General features: G+C 43.4%; 15 protein-coding genes. 2 read left to right on the plus strand and 13 right to left on the minus strand.

The features are described from left to right. Nucleotides 1-95: 95 nt before the first annotated feature. The 6 genes from ACEN8J_RS18685 to ACEN8J_RS18710 all read right to left on the minus strand — a co-directional run bounded on the left by ACEN8J_RS18685 (nucleotide 96) and on the right by ACEN8J_RS18710 (nucleotide 7,652). A complete protein-coding gene (locus tag ACEN8J_RS18685; RefSeq protein ID WP_029515804.1) occupies nucleotides 96-1,766 on the minus strand; it encodes a ribonuclease J in 1,671 nt (556 codons plus the stop codon). Between the two features lie 111 nt (nucleotides 1,767-1,877). Further along, complete coding sequence (locus ACEN8J_RS18690; RefSeq protein ID WP_341071642.1) at nucleotides 1,878-3,308, minus strand: YfcC family protein; 1,431 nt, start codon at nucleotides 3,306-3,308, stop codon at nucleotides 1,878-1,880. 2 nt (nucleotides 3,309-3,310) lie between these two features. Further along, nucleotides 3,311-4,894, minus strand: coding sequence for an amidohydrolase (locus tag ACEN8J_RS18695; RefSeq protein ID WP_342425641.1), 1,584 nt, complete (start codon nucleotides 4,892-4,894; stop codon nucleotides 3,311-3,313). Between the two features lie 135 nt (nucleotides 4,895-5,029). Continuing rightward, nucleotides 5,030-5,743: a GntR family transcriptional regulator gene (locus ACEN8J_RS18700; protein WP_318627582.1), complete on the minus strand. Its 714-nt coding sequence runs from the start codon at nucleotides 5,741-5,743 to the stop codon at nucleotides 5,030-5,032. 96 nt (nucleotides 5,744-5,839) lie between these two features. Then, the gene (locus tag ACEN8J_RS18705) at nucleotides 5,840-6,652 is read right to left on the minus strand and encodes a fructoselysine 6-kinase (protein ID WP_165148393.1); all 813 of its coding nucleotides are present in this window, start codon (nucleotides 6,650-6,652) and stop codon (nucleotides 5,840-5,842) included. Between the two features lie 28 nt (nucleotides 6,653-6,680). Further along, nucleotides 6,681-7,652 (minus strand): SIS domain-containing protein, encoded by a 972-nt coding sequence (locus ACEN8J_RS18710; RefSeq protein WP_340931304.1) that lies wholly within the window; start codon nucleotides 7,650-7,652, stop codon nucleotides 6,681-6,683. A 303-nt stretch (nucleotides 7,653-7,955) separates the two neighbouring features. On the opposite strand from ACEN8J_RS18710, the gene ACEN8J_RS18715 reads away from it, so the two are divergent. Further along, a complete protein-coding gene (locus tag ACEN8J_RS18715; RefSeq protein ID WP_495594559.1) occupies nucleotides 7,956-8,588 on the plus strand; it encodes a LysE family transporter in 633 nt (210 codons plus the stop codon). A gap of 20 nt (nucleotides 8,589-8,608) precedes the next feature. Here ACEN8J_RS18715 and ACEN8J_RS18720 read toward each other — a convergent pair whose 3' ends face one another. The 4 genes from ACEN8J_RS18720 to ACEN8J_RS18735 all read right to left on the minus strand — a co-directional run bounded on the left by ACEN8J_RS18720 (nucleotide 8,609) and on the right by ACEN8J_RS18735 (nucleotide 11,296). Then, nucleotides 8,609-9,949: an amino acid permease gene (locus ACEN8J_RS18720; protein ID WP_069012138.1), complete on the minus strand. Its 1,341-nt coding sequence runs from the start codon at nucleotides 9,947-9,949 to the stop codon at nucleotides 8,609-8,611. Nucleotides 9,950-10,139: 190 nt separating this feature from the next. Then, the gene (locus ACEN8J_RS18725; RefSeq protein WP_318627584.1) at nucleotides 10,140-10,439 is read right to left on the minus strand and encodes a spore coat protein; all 300 of its coding nucleotides are present in this window, start codon (nucleotides 10,437-10,439) and stop codon (nucleotides 10,140-10,142) included. A gap of 18 nt (nucleotides 10,440-10,457) precedes the next feature. Beyond that, a complete protein-coding gene (locus ACEN8J_RS18730; RefSeq protein ID WP_029515813.1) occupies nucleotides 10,458-10,643 on the minus strand; it encodes a hypothetical protein in 186 nt (61 codons plus the stop codon). A 218-nt stretch (nucleotides 10,644-10,861) separates the two neighbouring features. Further along, nucleotides 10,862-11,296, minus strand: a complete 435-nt coding sequence (locus ACEN8J_RS18735) for a hypothetical protein (RefSeq protein WP_495593842.1) — start codon at nucleotides 11,294-11,296, stop codon at nucleotides 10,862-10,864. 289 nt (nucleotides 11,297-11,585) lie between these two features. Here ACEN8J_RS18735 and ACEN8J_RS18740 point away from each other — a divergent pair, with 289 nt between their 5' ends. Next, a complete protein-coding gene (locus ACEN8J_RS18740) occupies nucleotides 11,586-12,050 on the plus strand; it encodes a MarR family winged helix-turn-helix transcriptional regulator (protein WP_013369372.1) in 465 nt (154 codons plus the stop codon). A gap of 174 nt (nucleotides 12,051-12,224) precedes the next feature. Here the strand turns inward: ACEN8J_RS18740 and ACEN8J_RS18745 are convergent, their stop codons facing one another. The 3 genes from ACEN8J_RS18745 to ACEN8J_RS18755 all read right to left on the minus strand — a co-directional run bounded on the left by ACEN8J_RS18745 (nucleotide 12,225) and on the right by ACEN8J_RS18755 (nucleotide 17,553). Next, complete coding sequence (locus tag ACEN8J_RS18745) at nucleotides 12,225-13,817, minus strand: glycoside hydrolase family 32 protein (RefSeq protein ID WP_029515815.1); 1,593 nt, start codon at nucleotides 13,815-13,817, stop codon at nucleotides 12,225-12,227. 111 nt (nucleotides 13,818-13,928) lie between these two features. After that, nucleotides 13,929-15,428: a levansucrase gene (locus ACEN8J_RS18750; RefSeq protein ID WP_029515816.1), complete on the minus strand. Its 1,500-nt coding sequence runs from the start codon at nucleotides 15,426-15,428 to the stop codon at nucleotides 13,929-13,931. 610 nt (nucleotides 15,429-16,038) lie between these two features. Then, a complete protein-coding gene (locus tag ACEN8J_RS18755; RefSeq protein WP_318627683.1) occupies nucleotides 16,039-17,553 on the minus strand; it encodes an MDR family MFS transporter in 1,515 nt (504 codons plus the stop codon). Nucleotides 17,554-17,630 lie beyond the last annotated feature (77 nt).

The following is a 17,630-nucleotide window of genomic DNA, read 5'->3' on the forward strand; positions in this document are numbered from 1 at the left end:
AAAAGACTTAAATCAGTTGAATTGCTGAGTTAAGTCTTTTTTTGAGTAATCGTGTATTGAACAAGCTCTATCTTGTTTTGACATTTGCCGCTATCTTAAACCTCAATAATGATAGGTAAAATCATGGGTCTTCTCTTCGTCTGATTGTAAATGAACCGACCAACATCATCTTTTAACATCTGCTTAATCAGTCCCCACTGACTCATTTCGATTTCTGTTAGCTCGTTCACTGTGGACATAATCGTGTCGTGGATCTGACTCATGAGCTCTTCGGAATCCTTAACATATACAAAGCCTCTTGAAATGACCTCTGGCGCTGCGAGCATTTGCTTCTCATTTTTACTCAACGTCATCACAATAATCAGCATTCCGTCTGAAGAAAGTTTTTTACGGTCACGCAGGACAATATTACCTACGTCACCGGTTACCAACCCGTCTACCAAGCTATTGCCGGCTGGTACTTTAGGCCCCAGGGATGCCCTTCCCTCTTCAATTTGAATCGTGTCACCGTTATGGACGATAAATACATTCTCCATCGGAATCCCCACAGACTCCGCTAGCTGACGATGCTGATACAGCATTCTGAATTCACCATGTATAGGAATCAAATACTGTGGTTTCATCAAAGTCATCATTAATTTCAGTTCTTCCTGGCTACCATGACCGGATACGTGCATTCCTGTAGAGCTGCCTGATCCATAAATAACCTGGGCACCCAGCACATACAGGTTGTCAATGACCTGGGAAAGGTTTCGCTCATTCCCCGGTATGGCTCCCGCAGCAATGATGACCGTATCACCAGGCAAAATTTCGATTTTGGGATGCAGAGAATTGGCTAAACGTGACAATGCGGCCATCGGCTCTCCCTGGCTTCCGGTACATAAAACTGCAATTTCTTCTGCGGGAAACCGCTCTGTTTCTCCCGCCTCAATCAGTAAATCCTCAGGCATATGCAAGAAGCCCAGCTCCTTGGCCACTGACACCACATTTATCATACTGCGTCCGAGTAAAACCAGTTTCCTGCCTGTTTCCACAGCCGCGTCAATGACTTGCTGGACACGGTTAACATTAGAAGCGAACGTGGAGATAAATACCTGCTGTTTGGCTCTGGCAAATGCATCTAGAATATGCCCGCCAACCAAACGTTCTGAAGGGGTAAATCCTGGCCTTTCCGCATTTGTACTTTCGGAGAGCAGCACTTTCACCCCCTTCTTTCCTATTTCAGCCATTCGATGAAGATCGGGAAAAGGTCCGCTTACGGGAGACATATCGAATTTGAAATCGCCGGTATGAACCACATTTCCTTCCGGTGTCTGAAAAAAGACACCCAAGCAATCTGGGATACTGTGGACCGTGGTGAAAAAGGATGCCTGAATCGTTCCCGCTTGAACGGTTGAATCCGCATCTATAAGATGAAGCTCGGCATCACGCAAAAGGTTATGTTCCCTTAACTTAATCTTAATTAATTCGATGGTGAGCTTTGTCCCATAAACAGGCATGTTAATCTGCTTGAGCAGATAGGGAATACCTCCGATGTGATCCTCATGCCCATGAGTCACAATGAGCGCTCTGACTTTATCCTGATTTTCCAGCAGATAGGTGACATCGGGCACAATAAGGTCAATACCAGGCAAGTTCTCATCAGGAAACTTCGAACCACAATCGATTACGACGATATCCTGATCGTATTGGATGAAATACATGTTTTTCCCGATTTCATTCACACCGCCTAAAGCAGCAATGAGTAATCTATTATCACCAAGCATCAAGTTTATTTCCTCCTTAGAAAAAGGCTATCCATATTATTCATTTTCCACGTAAACTTATACACAAAAAGAAACCCTTGTCTCTAAAGACAGGGGTTCTCACTTGATTTACTAAATACCCACCGCAGCCGAAATAGCAGCGAAAATAGCAGCAACTAACCACAGGATGGGGAATAGCTTGAAGATTACCTTCAGCCACTGTCCAAAGCTGATCCGGGCAATGGCCAATCCTGCTAGCAGAACTCCACCTGTCGGTGAAATGAGATTGGTTAACCCGTTACCAAACTGGTAAGCTGTGACTACGGCTTCACGATTGATGCCTACAAGATCGCCAAGCGGTGCAAGTACAGGCATAGTTAGTGCTGCTTCCCCCGAAGAAGATGGGACCAGGAAAGTAATAATATTATGTGCAACCAACATAATGGTTGTGAACAAGTAATTTGGCAATCCTTCCAGGATGCCTGCGAGTGCATTCAATACGGTATCGATGATCATACCCTGCTCGGCGATGATCAGAATTCCGCGAGCGAGACCTATAATCACTGCAGCGTAGATGAATTCTCCACACCCTTTTACAAAATTCTCAGCTATCTCCTTCTGGCTCATTTTGGTAACTACCCCGACAAAAAGACCGAGTGCGAAGAAAAGGGCGCCGATTTCAGTCATATACCAGCCTTTGGCCAAAATTCCCCAGACAATGGCTCCAAGCGTTACAATAAATCCACCTATAATTAATTTGTCCCGAAACGTGAAGACGACGTCCTCACCTGTATTTTCTTTTATAAATTGCTCACGATTTATAATATCACTCTGAAAAACAATGGATTTCTCCGGATTTCTCTTAACCCGGTGCGCATACCACATCGTAAAGGCAATAGAAATCATAGTAAATACAAGCCATTCAATAAATCTCAGCCAGAGCTGTGGATTCCCCTCCACTCCTGCGATCCCCTGGGCAATCAATACTGAAAATGGATTCACAGTCGAACCAACATAGCCAATTTGCGTTCCCAGAAATAGAATGAGAATAGCAGTCATAGAATCGAAGCCTAGGGCAAACATTAACGGAATAAAAATTGCATAAAGCGGAATAATTTCTTCGCTCATCCCAAAGGTAGAGCCTCCAAGACTGAATATAACCATGGCAATTGGAATAAGCAAAATCCCCTTATTCTTCAGTCGCCTGGCAAGAGCCGTCAGAGCACGATCGATGGCTCCCGTCTGCAGAATAATCCCGAAGGAGCCGCCTACAATAAGGACAAAAGAGACCACATCGGCAGCATTGATAATCCCTTCAATCGGGGCGCTAAGGATTTGGGGGATTCCCTGTCTTAAATCACCATTCTCACCCGTTTTGGGTACAGTGTGATAGGTTCCCGAAACGATTGCCGTTTTGATCACACCGTTCACTGTCACTTCATGACGCTCAAACTGTCCGCTGGGTACAATCCATGTCAACGTAGCGACCGTAATAATAATCAAAAATATTAAAGTATAACTATGGGGCAAGGATAATTTCCATTTCTTATTCTTGATGTTCATGTTTATCCCTCATTCCAAGAATGGTTATACGTAACCTTCCCTCCCATAATGGTCAATATCACTTGGGCATCCCTGATGTCCCCAGCGGATGCGTTAAGGAGGTCGCGATCAAAAACGGCGATGTCAGCATATTTTCCAGCCTCCAGCGTACCTGTAACCTCTTCCATATAACAATGTTTGGCTCCATTAATGGTCCATGCCCTTAAAACTTCGGATGGCGGCATCCCTTGGTCAGGATACCAGCCTCCTGCAGGCGAGCCATCCGGGAATAATCGGTGAGAGGCTGCATACAGTGAATCAGGGACACTAGTGATAAATAAAGGCAGATCAGTCCCAATGGTTATTGGCACGTTAGCCTCCAGCATGGATTTATAATTATAAAAGCGGTTTTCATTGTCTTTACCTACCACAGCAGACATATAAGCATCCTCGTAAGAAGGATTCAGTAGCAGGATTTGGGCGTAGACTTCGGCAAAAATTTCGTTCTCGCCCATTCTAATCAGATCATCTGAATGAGGATACTCTAGATCACTGATCGAATGTCTAATAAGGTGATTACCTTGTTGTTCGCGGCATTTTTCAATCATCGATACTGCCTGGCGAATTGCAGCATCCCCTTCTGCAGTTAGGCAGCATTTGATACCTTGGCTGTCTGCTTCCAGAACTGAGGCTTCAATTTTTTCATAATCAACCGTTCTTAAATTCGTGACTTCAGGCATATCTGCGTAAGGCTCCAACATATCCCCTGTATGATCGGCTACAACGCCGTCAAGCATCAGCTTGTATCCTTGGAAACGAATAAGGTCTCCATTATAAAGTGCTTTATACTTGATACCGGTGCCAACATCCAACGGTTCAACAACGGGTTCAAGCGAAAAATGAAATCGGAGTGGCAGTTCTCCTGCTTCTTTCAATTCTTCTAGAATCGGCAGTAGCTCGCTATGTCGGTCAAAGCCAATATCCTTTATGGAAGTAACTCCTCGTGCAGCCAGCAGGCGGCAAAACTCCACAAACTCTTGTTTGACAAGGCTGCGATCCTGCATCATGGCTTGGAGTAGCAAAGCGCGTGCCTCAGCACTGCATTGATCCGGCAAAAATTGATATTTCTCCTGAGCCAGTCGGTTCATCCAGCAGTAGCTTTTATTTAGGTTAATGGCAATTACCGCCCGATCAGGGAACATCTCGTCCAACAAGCTTTGTTCCGGCAGCTTGCCCCATCTTTCCTCGCTCCAACCGTAAGCGGTTACATCTTTCCCTGGCGGAAGATTGTTTGCCGCTTGCAGCATGGATTCCACTGCTTCTCCAATCGAGGCTGCATGAGTCAAATCCACGCCCCGATGCATCGACATATATCCGGTAAAAAATACATGATTGTCATGAACTCCTGGCATGATAAAAGCATCACCCAAATCACAGACAACCGTTTCAGTTCCTATCCAAGCTTGTGCTTCCTCGGGACGCCCCACTGCTGCAATACATTCTCCCCGCAGTGCAATAAACCCAGGCGAAGCTTCATTTTCTAAGCCATTAAAAATAGCATTTGACAGTAGAACCTTGTCCGCTAATGTGTCCTTCTTCCCTTGCACAGTTTCACCTCCTCATTATTTATCCGCTTCATAACATAACGTAATATAACGTTATAATATTGCTTCTGCTTCTCTCATGGAGTGGAAGCAGAAGCTGCGCCGTACCTGAATAACATTACGTAACAGGCAACGGATTTATATTGAGAATTGATAACGGTCCCCAATGATGTACTGCTTACCTACATGAACGGGGCTTCCATGCTGATCATAAATAATCGTATGCATGTAGAACAACGCCTGTCCGATGGCTGTCTCTAGCAGCTTTGCCTGGTATTCATCCGCCAAAGCGATTTGTAATATCGTCTCTCCCGGTTGGTTAGGATCGATGCTGTATTTATGACGCAATAGTTCGTATACAGAGCCCTCTAACTGCTCTTCCATTAGAAATGAAAATCGGTCATAAGGATAAAAATTATTCTCCAGCATGAGCGGTCGATCACCGGCGTATCTTTGGCGCTGAATAAATAACACTTTTTCTCCTTGTGGCAACTGCAACTGATGTGCAATTTCCTCATCTGCTTCTATGATTTCACGTTCTGTGACCACACTGTGTGAAGAGAGGCCGTTGGATTTGCAGGCAGCCGTAAAGCTGATCACATGTTCAATCTTCCGCCCAATTTTGGGTACATTGACAAAGGTTCCTTTTCCTTGACGTTTGGTCAGATAACCTTCATGAACCAATTCGGCAATCGCTTTTCTTACGGTAATTCGACTTACATTGTAGGTCTCGCTTAGCTCAGTTTCGGTCGGTATACGACTTCCCTGCGTATATGTTCCATTATGAATAGCAGTTTTGACCGCTTTTTGTAATTGAATATATAATGGCTCTGCTTGATCTGAATTCAACATAATGTACCCTCACTTGTCATATAACGTTATATTACTCCCACTTAGAGTATCAAATGTTACATATTCTTACAAGTGAAGATGTTTGAAAAAAGTTTATTAGTAACGGACGCCGTATCCGAATGAACCTTCTACCAGACAGCTCTGGGCGGCAACCCTCGATCCTTCTGCCATAGCGTCCTGAATATTATCCTTTTTCAAAAAACTCAGTAAAAAGGCGGTGATATAGGAGTCTCCTGCCCCCATCGTATCCACAGCGTCCACGGAATCAGGCGTTTGAAAATAGAACTTGGTACCATCATAGGCAATAGATCTATCTCCGCCGCGTGTGGCTACCAGAATTTGCCCCTCTTTTTTTCGATTGGAGCGGATATAGTTCTGTGTCTCTTCATCCGTCATATGGCTGCAAGAGAAGAATGCAAAATCGGCGTACGCAATATATCTCTCGACCTGTTCATCTACGAAATCATCTGAAAAGTCAAAAGAAAGAGGGATTCCCAGCGTCTCCAATTCAGGCAGCAAGTGCCCTGTATGACTGTACAAGCCCGTGTGAATAAGGTCGAACCCGCCAACATAGGCCTTGTCATCTTCACTCAGCTTCAGCGGGTGGAGACGTGTAACTCCTCCCTCATTGCTGCCCAGAAATACTCTGTCCCCGTCTTCCAGGGTTACACGTGCGCAGCCGTTCTCACCGCTGTGATATCTGCACCGTGAAATGTCGATTTCCAGCTCACGGAGAATGTGTTCTACATGCTGTGCTTCGTTATCATCCCCGAATACTCCAATAAAGGCTGCATCTACTCCCGCTTTTTTGGCAAACACACTGAAATTAAGCGCATTGCCGCCAGGATACATCATGCGCAGATGAACATATTTATCTACCACATTATCGCCAATGCCTAGAACTTTCATGATGGTTTCCTCCTGTTGGTAAGTGCGCTTAGTAAGCTACTTTGCCCATATAACGGCGAGTTTCCAGTGGGTGATTGCGTACATTTGCGAGTGCTTCACGATAAACACATACAATGCTATAAAATAAAACCGGGTTAAAGAACTCGACAACCTCGTCAGCAATGGTTCCAATTCCAAGCTCCTTCGCATCGATTACTTCTACTTTCTCGGCATATTGATTCAGGAAAGTCTGTGCCCGCTCATCCAATGCCCGTGTGCGTCCTTCGTTGATCATCAGAATAAATGGAGTTTCTTTATCCGTTACTTCAAACGGACCGTGGAAAAATTCACCGGAATGGATTGAAGCCGCATGAAGCCATTGCATTTCCATTAGAGAACAGATAGCAAATCCGTAGGCATGTCCATAAGAAGCTCCGCTGGTCAGGATATAGAAGAGATCTTCATTGCGGTATTTGTCAGCGAATACACTGGCACGCGGTTCGACTTGTATTTTGGCCCTGTTAATAATTCCATTGATTGCTCCCAAGCCGTTCTGGAAAGCTTGATAATGCACATAGCCTTCAGCGACTTGAAGCAGCTCAACAGTAAGCTCCAAAATAATAGCCATCGGGTTATTTTTGACATCGCTCTCATCTCCCCACTCGTAGAGGAATGAATAATCAGAATATTTGAGCAGTGTCGCTTCACTATTGTGGGTTAAGCCGATGGTGTAAGCGCCTTTCTCTTTGGCTGATTTAGCAGCCGCAACCGATTCCGGCGTGTTTCCTCCATGGGAACACACGATGACAACTGAGTTTTTACCTAATCGTTTTGGCAGCGCGTGCACAAATTCATTTGCTGTATACATGCCTGCTACCAGCTTCTTTGCTTCACTATCCAAGAAATATTTTGAGGGATACATATCGACTAATGAGCCCCCGCAAGCTACTAAATAAACCTCAGAAATCTCTCCACTTGATTGTTCATAAATCGTCTGAACCGTCTGTTGTACATTCATCATTTTTACCTCTCCTTTTTATATAACGTTATATAACGTATTGTTTATGGGATAAATATAAGCGCTTTCACCAAAAGTGTCAAGCCCATTTATTCAATGAACTTTTAATACTCTGCATTCAAAAAGCTCTAATCCTTTTGTCGAAGAATTAGAGCTCCTATTGGGATTTGATTTATTGAGTGTTTGGTCATAACGAGATTACACCTACAAAATACGCAAAAAATTGGTCTTACCCATGGGTTTGTCCGAATAAACTAAAGTAGACAAGTACATAACAGCCCATAAAAAATCAAGGAGGAAAACACCATTAATACATTTATCAGTTATATTTTTCTCGGTCTGTCACTTTCGGCCCCCATTGGGCCGATTAATGCTGCACAGTTGGATCGAGGTATTAAGAATGGATTTTGGCATGCTTGGTTTATCGGGCTTGGGGCAATAACCGCAGATATAATCTATATGCTGCTTGTCTATTTGGGAATGATCCACCTTCTCAATGCCCCGTTTGTTAAAGCTTTTTTATGGTTATTTGGTTTTTTCGTACTTGTGTATACAGGTGTTGAAAGCATCAAAAATGCAGGTGTGATTTCAGAATCTGAATTAAGGGGAAATGGCAATACCTTAACCAATTCATTTTTGGCAGGCTTCCTGATGTCATTATTTAATCCTTTCTCCATCCTTTTCTGGCTTGGCATTTACGGGTCCATACTGGCCAACGTCGCTAATACATATCCAGTACAACAGCTAATGATCTTTAGCGGAGCGATTGTATTAGGTGTGTTACTCTGGGACGTAACCATGGCAGCCGCTTCAAGTGTTTTCCGGAGGTTTCTAAAAACCGGATTACTCAAAACCATCTCTTGGATGTCTGGATTATCTCTTATCGGTTTTGGTTTTTATTTTGGTGTACAGGCATTTCAATTACTTTTTTTACACTGACGATTAACTCCCTGACAAAGTTAACGAGATTCCTTGGCGTGCTTTCGGCGAACCCATTGTACAATGAGGTCACATATTGCAATGAACAAGACCAGAAGTAAGCTGATGTAAACCCCAGGACGGCTAAGCTTATGAAAAAAGGATCCGACCACAGCCATAGCTATCAACAATAATCCAACCCAGCGTTTAATGTTGCTAGATGTGCTCGATTCCAGTAACTTACCTGAAGACAGCAAAATAAAGCACCAGTTATACAACAGCATTAACCCTGCAGCCGTTGTAATATATTCATACACTTTTCCCGGCAGCAGCAACGACATTACGATGGCTGAGATTAATCCAACGGAGATCAAACTAAGTGCATACAGAGGATATTTGCCCTTCCACTTCCGTGAAAACAATGTGGGCGCATCTCCCTCCTGTGCAAGTGTAATCATCATAGATGTCTCTGCATATAGGGAGGCTGTCATTGTTGAGAACCCTGCAATAATAAGCACTCCATTAAATAAATGAGGTACAAAAACCAGATGATCGCTGCTCAGCGCAAGCACAAATGGACTTTCTTTCGGGTTAAAGGCACTTAAGGGTACCATAGACACAGCCAGACCAATCGAAAGCACATATACTACAACGAGCGTCATCAACATTACTTTTCCTGCTTTAGGTGCATCCTCCGGTTTTTGAAGCCGATTAGACATTATTCCGAGCACTTCAATACCTCCGTATGCATAAAAGGCAAAAATAAAAGATGACCATAATCCCATACCGCCGGTAGGAAAAAAGTCTTTGTAACTGATGGGGAACTTTGGATTATATTTTCCTCCTCCGATCCAGCCTGCCAAAAGAGCAACGGCCAAGACCAGAAACATAACAATAGCTGCCATTTTAATAATAGCCAATACATTTTCAACTCGATCAAAACCCTTGTTACCAAAAAAAACAATCACAAGCCCTAAAATCCCGAAGCCTGCCGCAAAAATCCACATCGGTACCTGAGGAAACCAGAAGCGTGAAAATATAGATAGCGCCGTTAGTTGGCTCCCATTGATAAGCAATTCTGAGAACCAATACACCCAGCCACTACCGAAGCCTGCCCAATTACCAAATGCTTTTTGGGCATAGGAACGGAAAGAGCCCTGTTCTGGATGATCTGCCGTCATGCGCGAAAGAGCGTCAAACACCACATACGTTCCCACCGCTGCCAAAAAGTATGCAATGAGTACGGCTGGGCCACCGATGGAAATCGCTAAGCCGGACCCGAGGAAATATCCTGTACCGATGGTACCTGCAACTCCTAACAAGCTTAGTTGCCACCATTTTAGTTTTTTTTCTTTTTGCATACGATCCGAAGACTTACCCATAAAAGAGAATCACCCTGTTCCTGAATTTGAGACCGAGTTCTCTATTTTAAGATTGCCTATTTCACCATATTTCATGTGAAGCATGACTTGGCTTTATTTATGAATAAAGAAGCACCAGAACCCCGTTAAGGTTTACTGGTGCTTTGTAAATGTATAAAATTGTCCGAGGGGTTAAGTGAAACTCAAACGATCAAACTTTAGATAAAGAAAGGGCCTTATCGGCATTTTGAATATCCATTTGTAATTGCTGCTCCGGATCATAAGCGTTATAGTAACCGTTGTTCTTCATATAATTAAAGATTTGTTCATGAAGATTAACCGCTTTGCTCAATTGGTCACAAAGAACATTGCGAACTTCCGAACTGGTTGACTCTGTCAGCGCAAGAGCATAGTTCTTAATTCCGCTTTTAGCTGAAATTAATAAATCAGAAGCAATCACCTGATCGTTCATGGGACTCGTTCCAGTCATATTCTCAACAAAAGAGTTCACATTAATCCTCCTTTAAAATTACACAAGTAGATTTCTAAGCTGTTGAATATCTTGTGTACCACCGTTGACATCCTGCTGCAAAATGTTTTTTAAGTTTGTGTCTGACACTAAAGGAATCATGGTTTGGGCTTTTGTGAGACAAGTTGTTTTAAACGTAAGCAGCTCATGTAATTCCAATTTTTCGTGAACTCCTAATTTTTGCATGGTCAAAACCTCCTTTCTGAAATTGTTATTCCCTGCTGTCGCTGCTATTTATGCAAATCCTACAGAGTTTCAGTTCTGGCAAAAGTTCTAACTGAGTTTTTTTCACACAAAAAAAGCTCCTTCAAAGCCACAATAATCCATGGTCTTATAGGAACTTTTCCTTAAAATGTGCTGGACAGTGAAGACTCAAATTTCTAATCATGATTTTTAGGATAAAATTAGGTATGGATGCTTCCAGAAAATCCATCCACATCGTCCTCGGGTTGAGGATCAGAGCTGACGTTGTGCTCCTCCGTCGTATTAGTGTACATTTGAGAGGAGCCATTTTTATAAGCTTCGCTCCAGTCTTCGTTGATCGTATGTGCTGGGATAATCCAGTCTTCCGGGCTATAACCTGGATTATGTACACCTATATTTCCTTGCAAACCGGGATATTCATCCGGTTTAGAGAAAAGAGTCCCTACCTCAATCATGCTTCCTTCATAGGCTTGGCAAATTTCCAATGCAGACAGTACATCTTGGTTCTCAATATGTACATTGAGACCTGTGTCACCGTTCGTGCTGGCAGAGTATCCAATTTCCTTTAATGTTTCACAGGCTTGAACAGCTTGCTGCGGATCACGAAATTGAAAACGGAAAGAACCCGTATCCATGTGTTTCATCTCCTCTAAATTAGCTTATTTTGTTAATTTGTTCATTAGGTTAGGTATGTTCTTTTTTAATATAACCAACCAGAACAGTATTTTTACATTCAAATCCTTTATTTTTCAAAAATTTACTTTAATGCTTTGAAATTAAATAGTTAAAAAAGCAGCTACTGTGACAAATCGCATGTTTTCGCTATGTAAATCCCTTTATGCTAGTAACAAGGGTATGGTTGCCCGGTCATCCGAGCCGAGCGGTCAAAGGATGCCCAAATCCATACATAAAGGCGGAATGAAGATGATAGATTACCGAACATTGGTGACACAGCAATCCATGCATTTGTATAGCGTGTTTGCCAAGTCATTCAAAAGTGTAAACGAACATGCGGTTGCTGGCATCAAAACGGTGGGCTTCAACCCAACGGCCTTTGCCGTGATGGAAGTTTTATATCACAAGGGCGCGCAGCCAATCCAACAAATTGGAGCAAAGCTGCTTCTGCAAAGCGGAAATGTCACTTATGTTATTGACAAGCTGGAAAGTCGCGGTTATTTGCACCGTCACCCGTGCGACCAAGATCGTCGGATTATATATGCAGAATTGACGGACGAGGGACAACGTGTCATGGACGAAATTTATCCTGATTATACACGTCAGATTGAACGTGCCTTTAGCGGAATCAGTGAAACAGAAAGAGATCAACTCATCGGCTTGCTTAAAAAATTGGGTCGTAGCGCTGATAACCTGTCACCTTATCACAAATAGAATGTATAGTAATTTTAGCAAACAAACATTTGTGAAGAAATGAACAATCTTTAGCTGTGCTAAACGTAGATTAGATTTATACTAGAAAAGTCCACCCTTATATTCATGGGTGGACTTTTTATATACCTGAATAGAGCGAAATATGCCCAAGCTTACGAGCAGCATAAGTATCTGCTATCGACTAAAATGTTTGACCACTACATTGTTAAACATAGCCGGACCGCCATCGGAAAAAAGAGTAATTTTCTGATCCTCTAATCGTGGAAATATTAAGGAGGAATAAGCTACTTCTCCATCATCTACAAACACTTCAATGCTGGTTTTATCGACGAGAATGTTTAGGTGGACCTTTTTCTTATTAGCATCAAAAGGCGCCTTGCTCTCTACATATTTCCCACTCTGATCCGGATGTCCGGTATTGGCTCTATTTACGTAGGAGTATTGCCCATCCACCGAAACACCGACATCCACATGGCGCTTGCCATCTGCTGACTCTCGAAGCCTCAGTCCCGCATTTTTGATCGTTGACCAAGATACATCCGCCTCTAACTGATAGGTATCGCCTGCTACCGGAAGCGAGTAAACACCGTCTACTTTGATCTGTCCAAATGATTTCGTAGAAGTTTGGAATCGTTCCAAAGTTTTTACTGGCTGTGAAACCAAGCGATACCCAGCATCTGCTGTATGCTTCAACCGAATTTGACGAACAATCGAATCCATTCCATTAAAGCCTTCCTTTAGGGTAGGCGTGTTATTGGCATAATCCCAATTATTCATCCAGGCCAGAGCATAACGGTGACTGTATTTATCTTTGTCTTTTCCTTCCTCGAACGTAACTGCACCATACCAGTCAAACCCATAATCCAGCCACTCAGGTTCACTGTGATCAGGGAGAAATGCTTCTCCATTAAAATCTCCCGTCCAGTAGGCATACGTGTTGGGTCCGCCTGTTGGTTTGCTATTGGCGCTCGCGCCCAAAACCCATTGATAGGTTCCATCATCTGCACGCATCTGGTAAAGGTCAGGACATTCCACAAGCCCGATATTTTCCGTTTGAAAGCCACTCGTAAACTGCCAATCCTTTAAATTTTTAGACTTATAAAAGCCAATCTTCGTTCCCTCTGCCATGACCATCATCCATTGATTACGCCCAGTATCCCGGATGATTTTGGGATCTCTGAAGTCCTTTGTACCGGGATTGGACATCACAGGCTTGTTGCGGTAAGAAGTAAACGTCTTGCCGTTATCCTTACTGTACCACAAAAATTGTTCCTGCTTTCCGCCATCTGCGGAGGGCTGTGTCACAATGGCTACCAGCGTCCCTTTTCCAAAACCTGCGGTATTCTTATCATCGATCACGACCGAACCGGACCAAGGATCTCCATTCCGGTTCGTATATTTGGGAATCGCCACCCCTTCATCTTTCCAATGAACCAGGTCGGTTGATGTGGCATGTCGCCATTCTGTACCGTTCTTTTTGGGATAGTCACGATTGTATAAATAGTAATAATGATATTTTCCATCGAAATAAATGGGCCGTTGGGGGTCATTCTTCCACTTATCCGGAACGGTAAAATGATAGGCTGACCGATAGGTCGGTGTTGTATGCTTACTTTGTTTAGCTTGACTTTTTGGAGTTGCAGCAGATTTTGGGGGTTCGGCTGTATCCTGTTGGTACATACTCCAACCCATAGCTATGAATATAGTTAAGCCTGTGATGATTACAACGGATCGTATCCAAATGCTCTTGGGAGTTTTTTTTTTCATTATGACGATCCTCCTTACCTCTCATTGCATCGTTATGTACCGCCCGATGGACGACAGATCGGGTTGCTACCAATCTACCGCCTTCGGACATACTGCATTACATATACCTACTTATTTCTTTCCATACTCATTTGGAGATTCTTTTTTGTCATTCGTTGGATCAATCGTGATTTGCCCTTGCTCCAAAATACCGTTTTTCACAACAGAGGTTTTCGAGCCTTTAATATTCAGCAGGAAGCTTGGTGCGAAAGTAGATTTGTGATCCGGGAAAAGCCCGCGATTGGTCATATAACTCGAAACGACTACGTTATTGCCTTTGCCTTGCGGGATAGCAAAATGGGCATACGTCCAGGTAATATCATCACGATCCAGATCCTGATGAAGAACGAGACCGGTTCCATTCAAGGGTTTATAAGGCCCTGTCAAGGAAGTAGAAACATAACCCAGCATGTAAATATCATCGTCACCGATCGCATCTACAGTCACCTTGGAACCTCTCGTACTCGTAAATAAATACCACAAACCGTTCATTTTGAACACATTTGCCCGTTCAATTTCATCTGTTACCAAATTGGAAGCAATCAAAGGAGGCATTACATTTTTCAACGTATAATCATCATTCAATTCAACGATGCCCAGTGCGCCGTTAGCCAGCTCAGCTCCCTTTTTCTTGGGACTTTGCAACAAATTTTGTTGCTCTTCCGTGAAGAATTTCTTATTGCCGCCATAATAAGCTGGGTTTTGAAGCGAATCTTCGCCTTGGTAGCCGGTTTCTGTTCCTGTGTTGGCTTCAAATATAATATATTTGTGGCCTTGATCCTCGACATAGTGAGGGTCTCTAAACGTATGGTTGTCCATATCTATTCCGACGCTTTGCTGTACATTTTGATAGGTTTTCCCATCTCCACCGTCATAGATCGATTTCAAATCCTCCACTCCATCTACTTTCAGTGTCTTGTCATCAGGCTGAGAGACATTAATTTGAGCCGTGCTCAAGGTTTGTTTGCCGTATAGTTGGTTACTTGGCTCAAAGGGCTGTCTGCTGGTATAGAATAAACGTACTTGTCCATCAGAGGTTAACGTAGCAGAACCGGACCATTCTTCTGACTGATTTTTTAGAATCGGATCGTTGGCAAGTAATTTATCATTGTCTTTAAATACTCTTCCGGCATTTTTCCAGCCGCTCAGCGAGGTATTACCCGCTTTTTGATAGAACAGATATATAAATGTATCCTCTGCTCTTTTAGGATCGCCTGCCAATCCAAAAACGATATTATACCCTTTGTAATTGGCTACTGTGCCATCGGCATTTTGTAACGGCCAAGAGTCCCAGACATCAAAATCAGTCAGCTTGCCTGAGCTGTCGCGACCAATAGCAGAAGGAATATTCTTAATTGTAGACGCATCGAAGGACGGAACCTCATATTTCTCTTTGCCTTGCTGTTTGAAAATATTCAGCATGTCATTACGCGTAATTTGTGTAAATGCATTGTCTGTTTTGAGATCAGATGCATCATTTTCCTCGGCAAAAGCCTGAACGCCGCCTCCTAACAGCAAGGTAGTTGCTACTGTTGCAGTGGCTGCTTTACTGAACCATTTGTTAAACTTCAAGTACTCCATCTCCCTTAATCTAATTATGCTTCTAGATTTGAAAACCAACTTTTTGGTTGGTAGGGCCATTTTATATGGTATGTCAAACGATTGATATAGACTGAAAAGCCCTATTATGTGAGATAAGAAAACAGGTTACTCTATGAATTTCATCCTCATATTTTCCTAGTAATTTTCTGAAAATCCCTTTTTTTTCATTCTTATTACATTCAGAAAAATTTGCTGCTTGATTTTTTTCCGTGTTTCATATTGCTAGCTTGGTTGCTTCATTCACATGCAAAATCATTCTAAAATAAATCATACAAAGCCCAATTTGTAAGCGGGTTCAAAAAAATAGTTCCTTAGTACCCTACAGCTCCATCCAGAAACAAATTTTTTGTTACAATTTCTTAAGACTTTTTTACTATTTTGTTACCTATATCATATGAATATATCGCAGTCTCAAGGGGATTTTTATTTCCTTTTTGTATGCTGGGAAATTTATTGGTCCTATGCGAGGTGTTTTTTTGTTGAATCATTAGGAGGAGAGACCTTTGAATAAAGAGATAGCCCGGACTTTTATTCAAAGGTCCGGGCTATCTCTTTTATAATGAAAGATTTATATTATTTTTTATGCGTGTTCTCTTTGTGGTGTCTTTACGCGCTGATCTGCCTCTTCTTCCGTACCCGGCGGACGGTTCCGCAGTCCGAGCACGACAAACCAGCTAATCACTGCAATAACGACCATGATCACGAACAGGGAATGCAGACTGTTTTCCAGTACAGAACGAAGCAATCCGGCAACCTTGTCACTTAGACTCTGTGAAGCATGAGGTGCAAGCAGACCGTTAATATCCTCCTGCGTAACCCCTTGCTGTGTAAGCTGTCCGTCTGCTGTCTGGGCAGCAATGCGATAATTCAGCCATGAACCGAAGGCAGCAACCCCGATCGTTTGCCCCAACGTGCGCAGGAATGTATTCAAAGCTGTAGACGCGCCACGCAACTGGAACCCGACCGAGGACTGGGCAATAATCGTAAACACAGTTATCGAGAAACCGAATCCCAGTCCATACAACAATGTAGACAGGAAGAGCAGCCAGATCGGAGCCGTTTGGCCCATCAAGGTCATGACGAAGGCTCCCAATACAATCAGGGTCAGTCCAATCAATGAGGTTCGACGCGAGCCCAGCGTCAGCAAAATGCGTCCTCCGATCATAGAGCCAAATAGCCAGCCTATGGACATTGGAGCCAATGCGAGACCAGATGAAGCGGCATCCCCACCGTATACACCTTGAATCCATAGTGGAAGATAGCTAGTCAATCCGATCAGCAGGGTGCTGACTAACAGGGCTGCGGCACAGGAAAAAGCGATATCCCGTATCCGAAATAACTTTAGTGGCACCATCGGTTCCTGAGCGCGTTTTTCGATAACCAAAAACAGAATCAGGAACAAAATGGCTACGGCAGCCAAGGCCAGCAATTCAGGAGAAGCCCAACCGATATACTGTCCGCCCAGTGCCAATACGAGCAAGAGAGCCGTCATCCCGATGGTAAAGGTAACCGCTCCGGGTACGTCGATACGTGCGGTACGCTTGCTTACCTGTTCATGCAAGTAACGGGCGATGAAGAACATAGCCAGCAATCCAAAGGGAACGTTAAAGCCGAAAATCCACTCCCAACCAAAATAGGTGACCACATAACCGCCCAAGAGTGGCCCGATCAGGGAAGAAATTCCCCATACTGAGCTGATCATGCCTTGGACTTTGCCACGTTCCTCCATTTTGTATATATCACCGATGATGGTAAAGGTAACGGGAATGACACCACCCGCACCAATCCCCTGAATGGCCCGGTAGATAATAAGCTGCTCCATAGTACCAGCTATCATACAAAGTAAAGAGCCAAGTACAAACAACGAACAACCGATTAAAAAAATGGGTTTTCGTCCAAACAAATCGCTAAGCTTTCCGAAAATAGGTGTGGTCACAGCCATCGTCAGTAAATATGCCGTAAAAATCCAGCTGAGCAAATTCACGCTGCCCAGTTCACTAACAATCGTCGGTCCCGCTGGACCGATAACCGTTCCTTCAATTGCGGCCAAAAAAGTGGCCAATAGAACACCTGTCAGCACGAGTCCGCGCTTCATAGGTTTATCATTTCCCAAGCAAATCACAAATCCTTTCCTTATAAAAACTGTGTTGTATCTGTGCGGCAAGCCTTTCC

The sequence above is a fragment of the Paenibacillus sp. Paensp38 genome (assembly GCF_059491915.1).

Excerpts from the sequence above, each read along its gene's own strand:
- ACEN8J_RS18685 (WP_029515804.1), bottom strand. The coding sequence starts at position 1,766 with ATGCTTGGTGATAATAGATTACTCATTGCTGCTTTAGGCGGTGTGAAT.
- ACEN8J_RS18690 (WP_341071642.1), bottom strand. The coding sequence starts at position 3,308 with ATGAACATCAAGAATAAGAAATGGAAATTATCCTTGCCCCATAGTTAT.
- ACEN8J_RS18700 (WP_318627582.1), bottom strand. The coding sequence starts at position 5,743 with ATGTTGAATTCAGATCAAGCAGAGCCATTATATATTCAATTACAAAAA.
- ACEN8J_RS18705 (WP_165148393.1), bottom strand. The coding sequence starts at position 6,652 with ATGAAAGTTCTAGGCATTGGCGATAATGTGGTAGATAAATATGTTCAT.
- ACEN8J_RS18710 (WP_340931304.1), bottom strand. The coding sequence starts at position 7,652 with ATGATGAATGTACAACAGACGGTTCAGACGATTTATGAACAATCAAGT.
- ACEN8J_RS18720 (WP_069012138.1), bottom strand. The coding sequence starts at position 9,949 with ATGGGTAAGTCTTCGGATCGTATGCAAAAAGAAAAAAAACTAAAATGG.
- ACEN8J_RS18730 (WP_029515813.1), bottom strand. The coding sequence starts at position 10,643 with ATGCAAAAATTAGGAGTTCACGAAAAATTGGAATTACATGAGCTGCTT.
- ACEN8J_RS18735 (WP_495593842.1), bottom strand. The coding sequence starts at position 11,296 with ATGGATACGGGTTCTTTCCGTTTTCAATTTCGTGATCCGCAGCAAGCT.
- ACEN8J_RS18740 (WP_013369372.1), top strand. The coding sequence starts at position 11,586 with ATGATAGATTACCGAACATTGGTGACACAGCAATCCATGCATTTGTAT.
- ACEN8J_RS18745 (WP_029515815.1), bottom strand. The coding sequence starts at position 13,817 with ATGAAAAAAAAAACTCCCAAGAGCATTTGGATACGATCCGTTGTAATC.
- ACEN8J_RS18755 (WP_318627683.1), bottom strand. The coding sequence starts at position 17,553 with ATGAAGCGCGGACTCGTGCTGACAGGTGTTCTATTGGCCACTTTTTTG.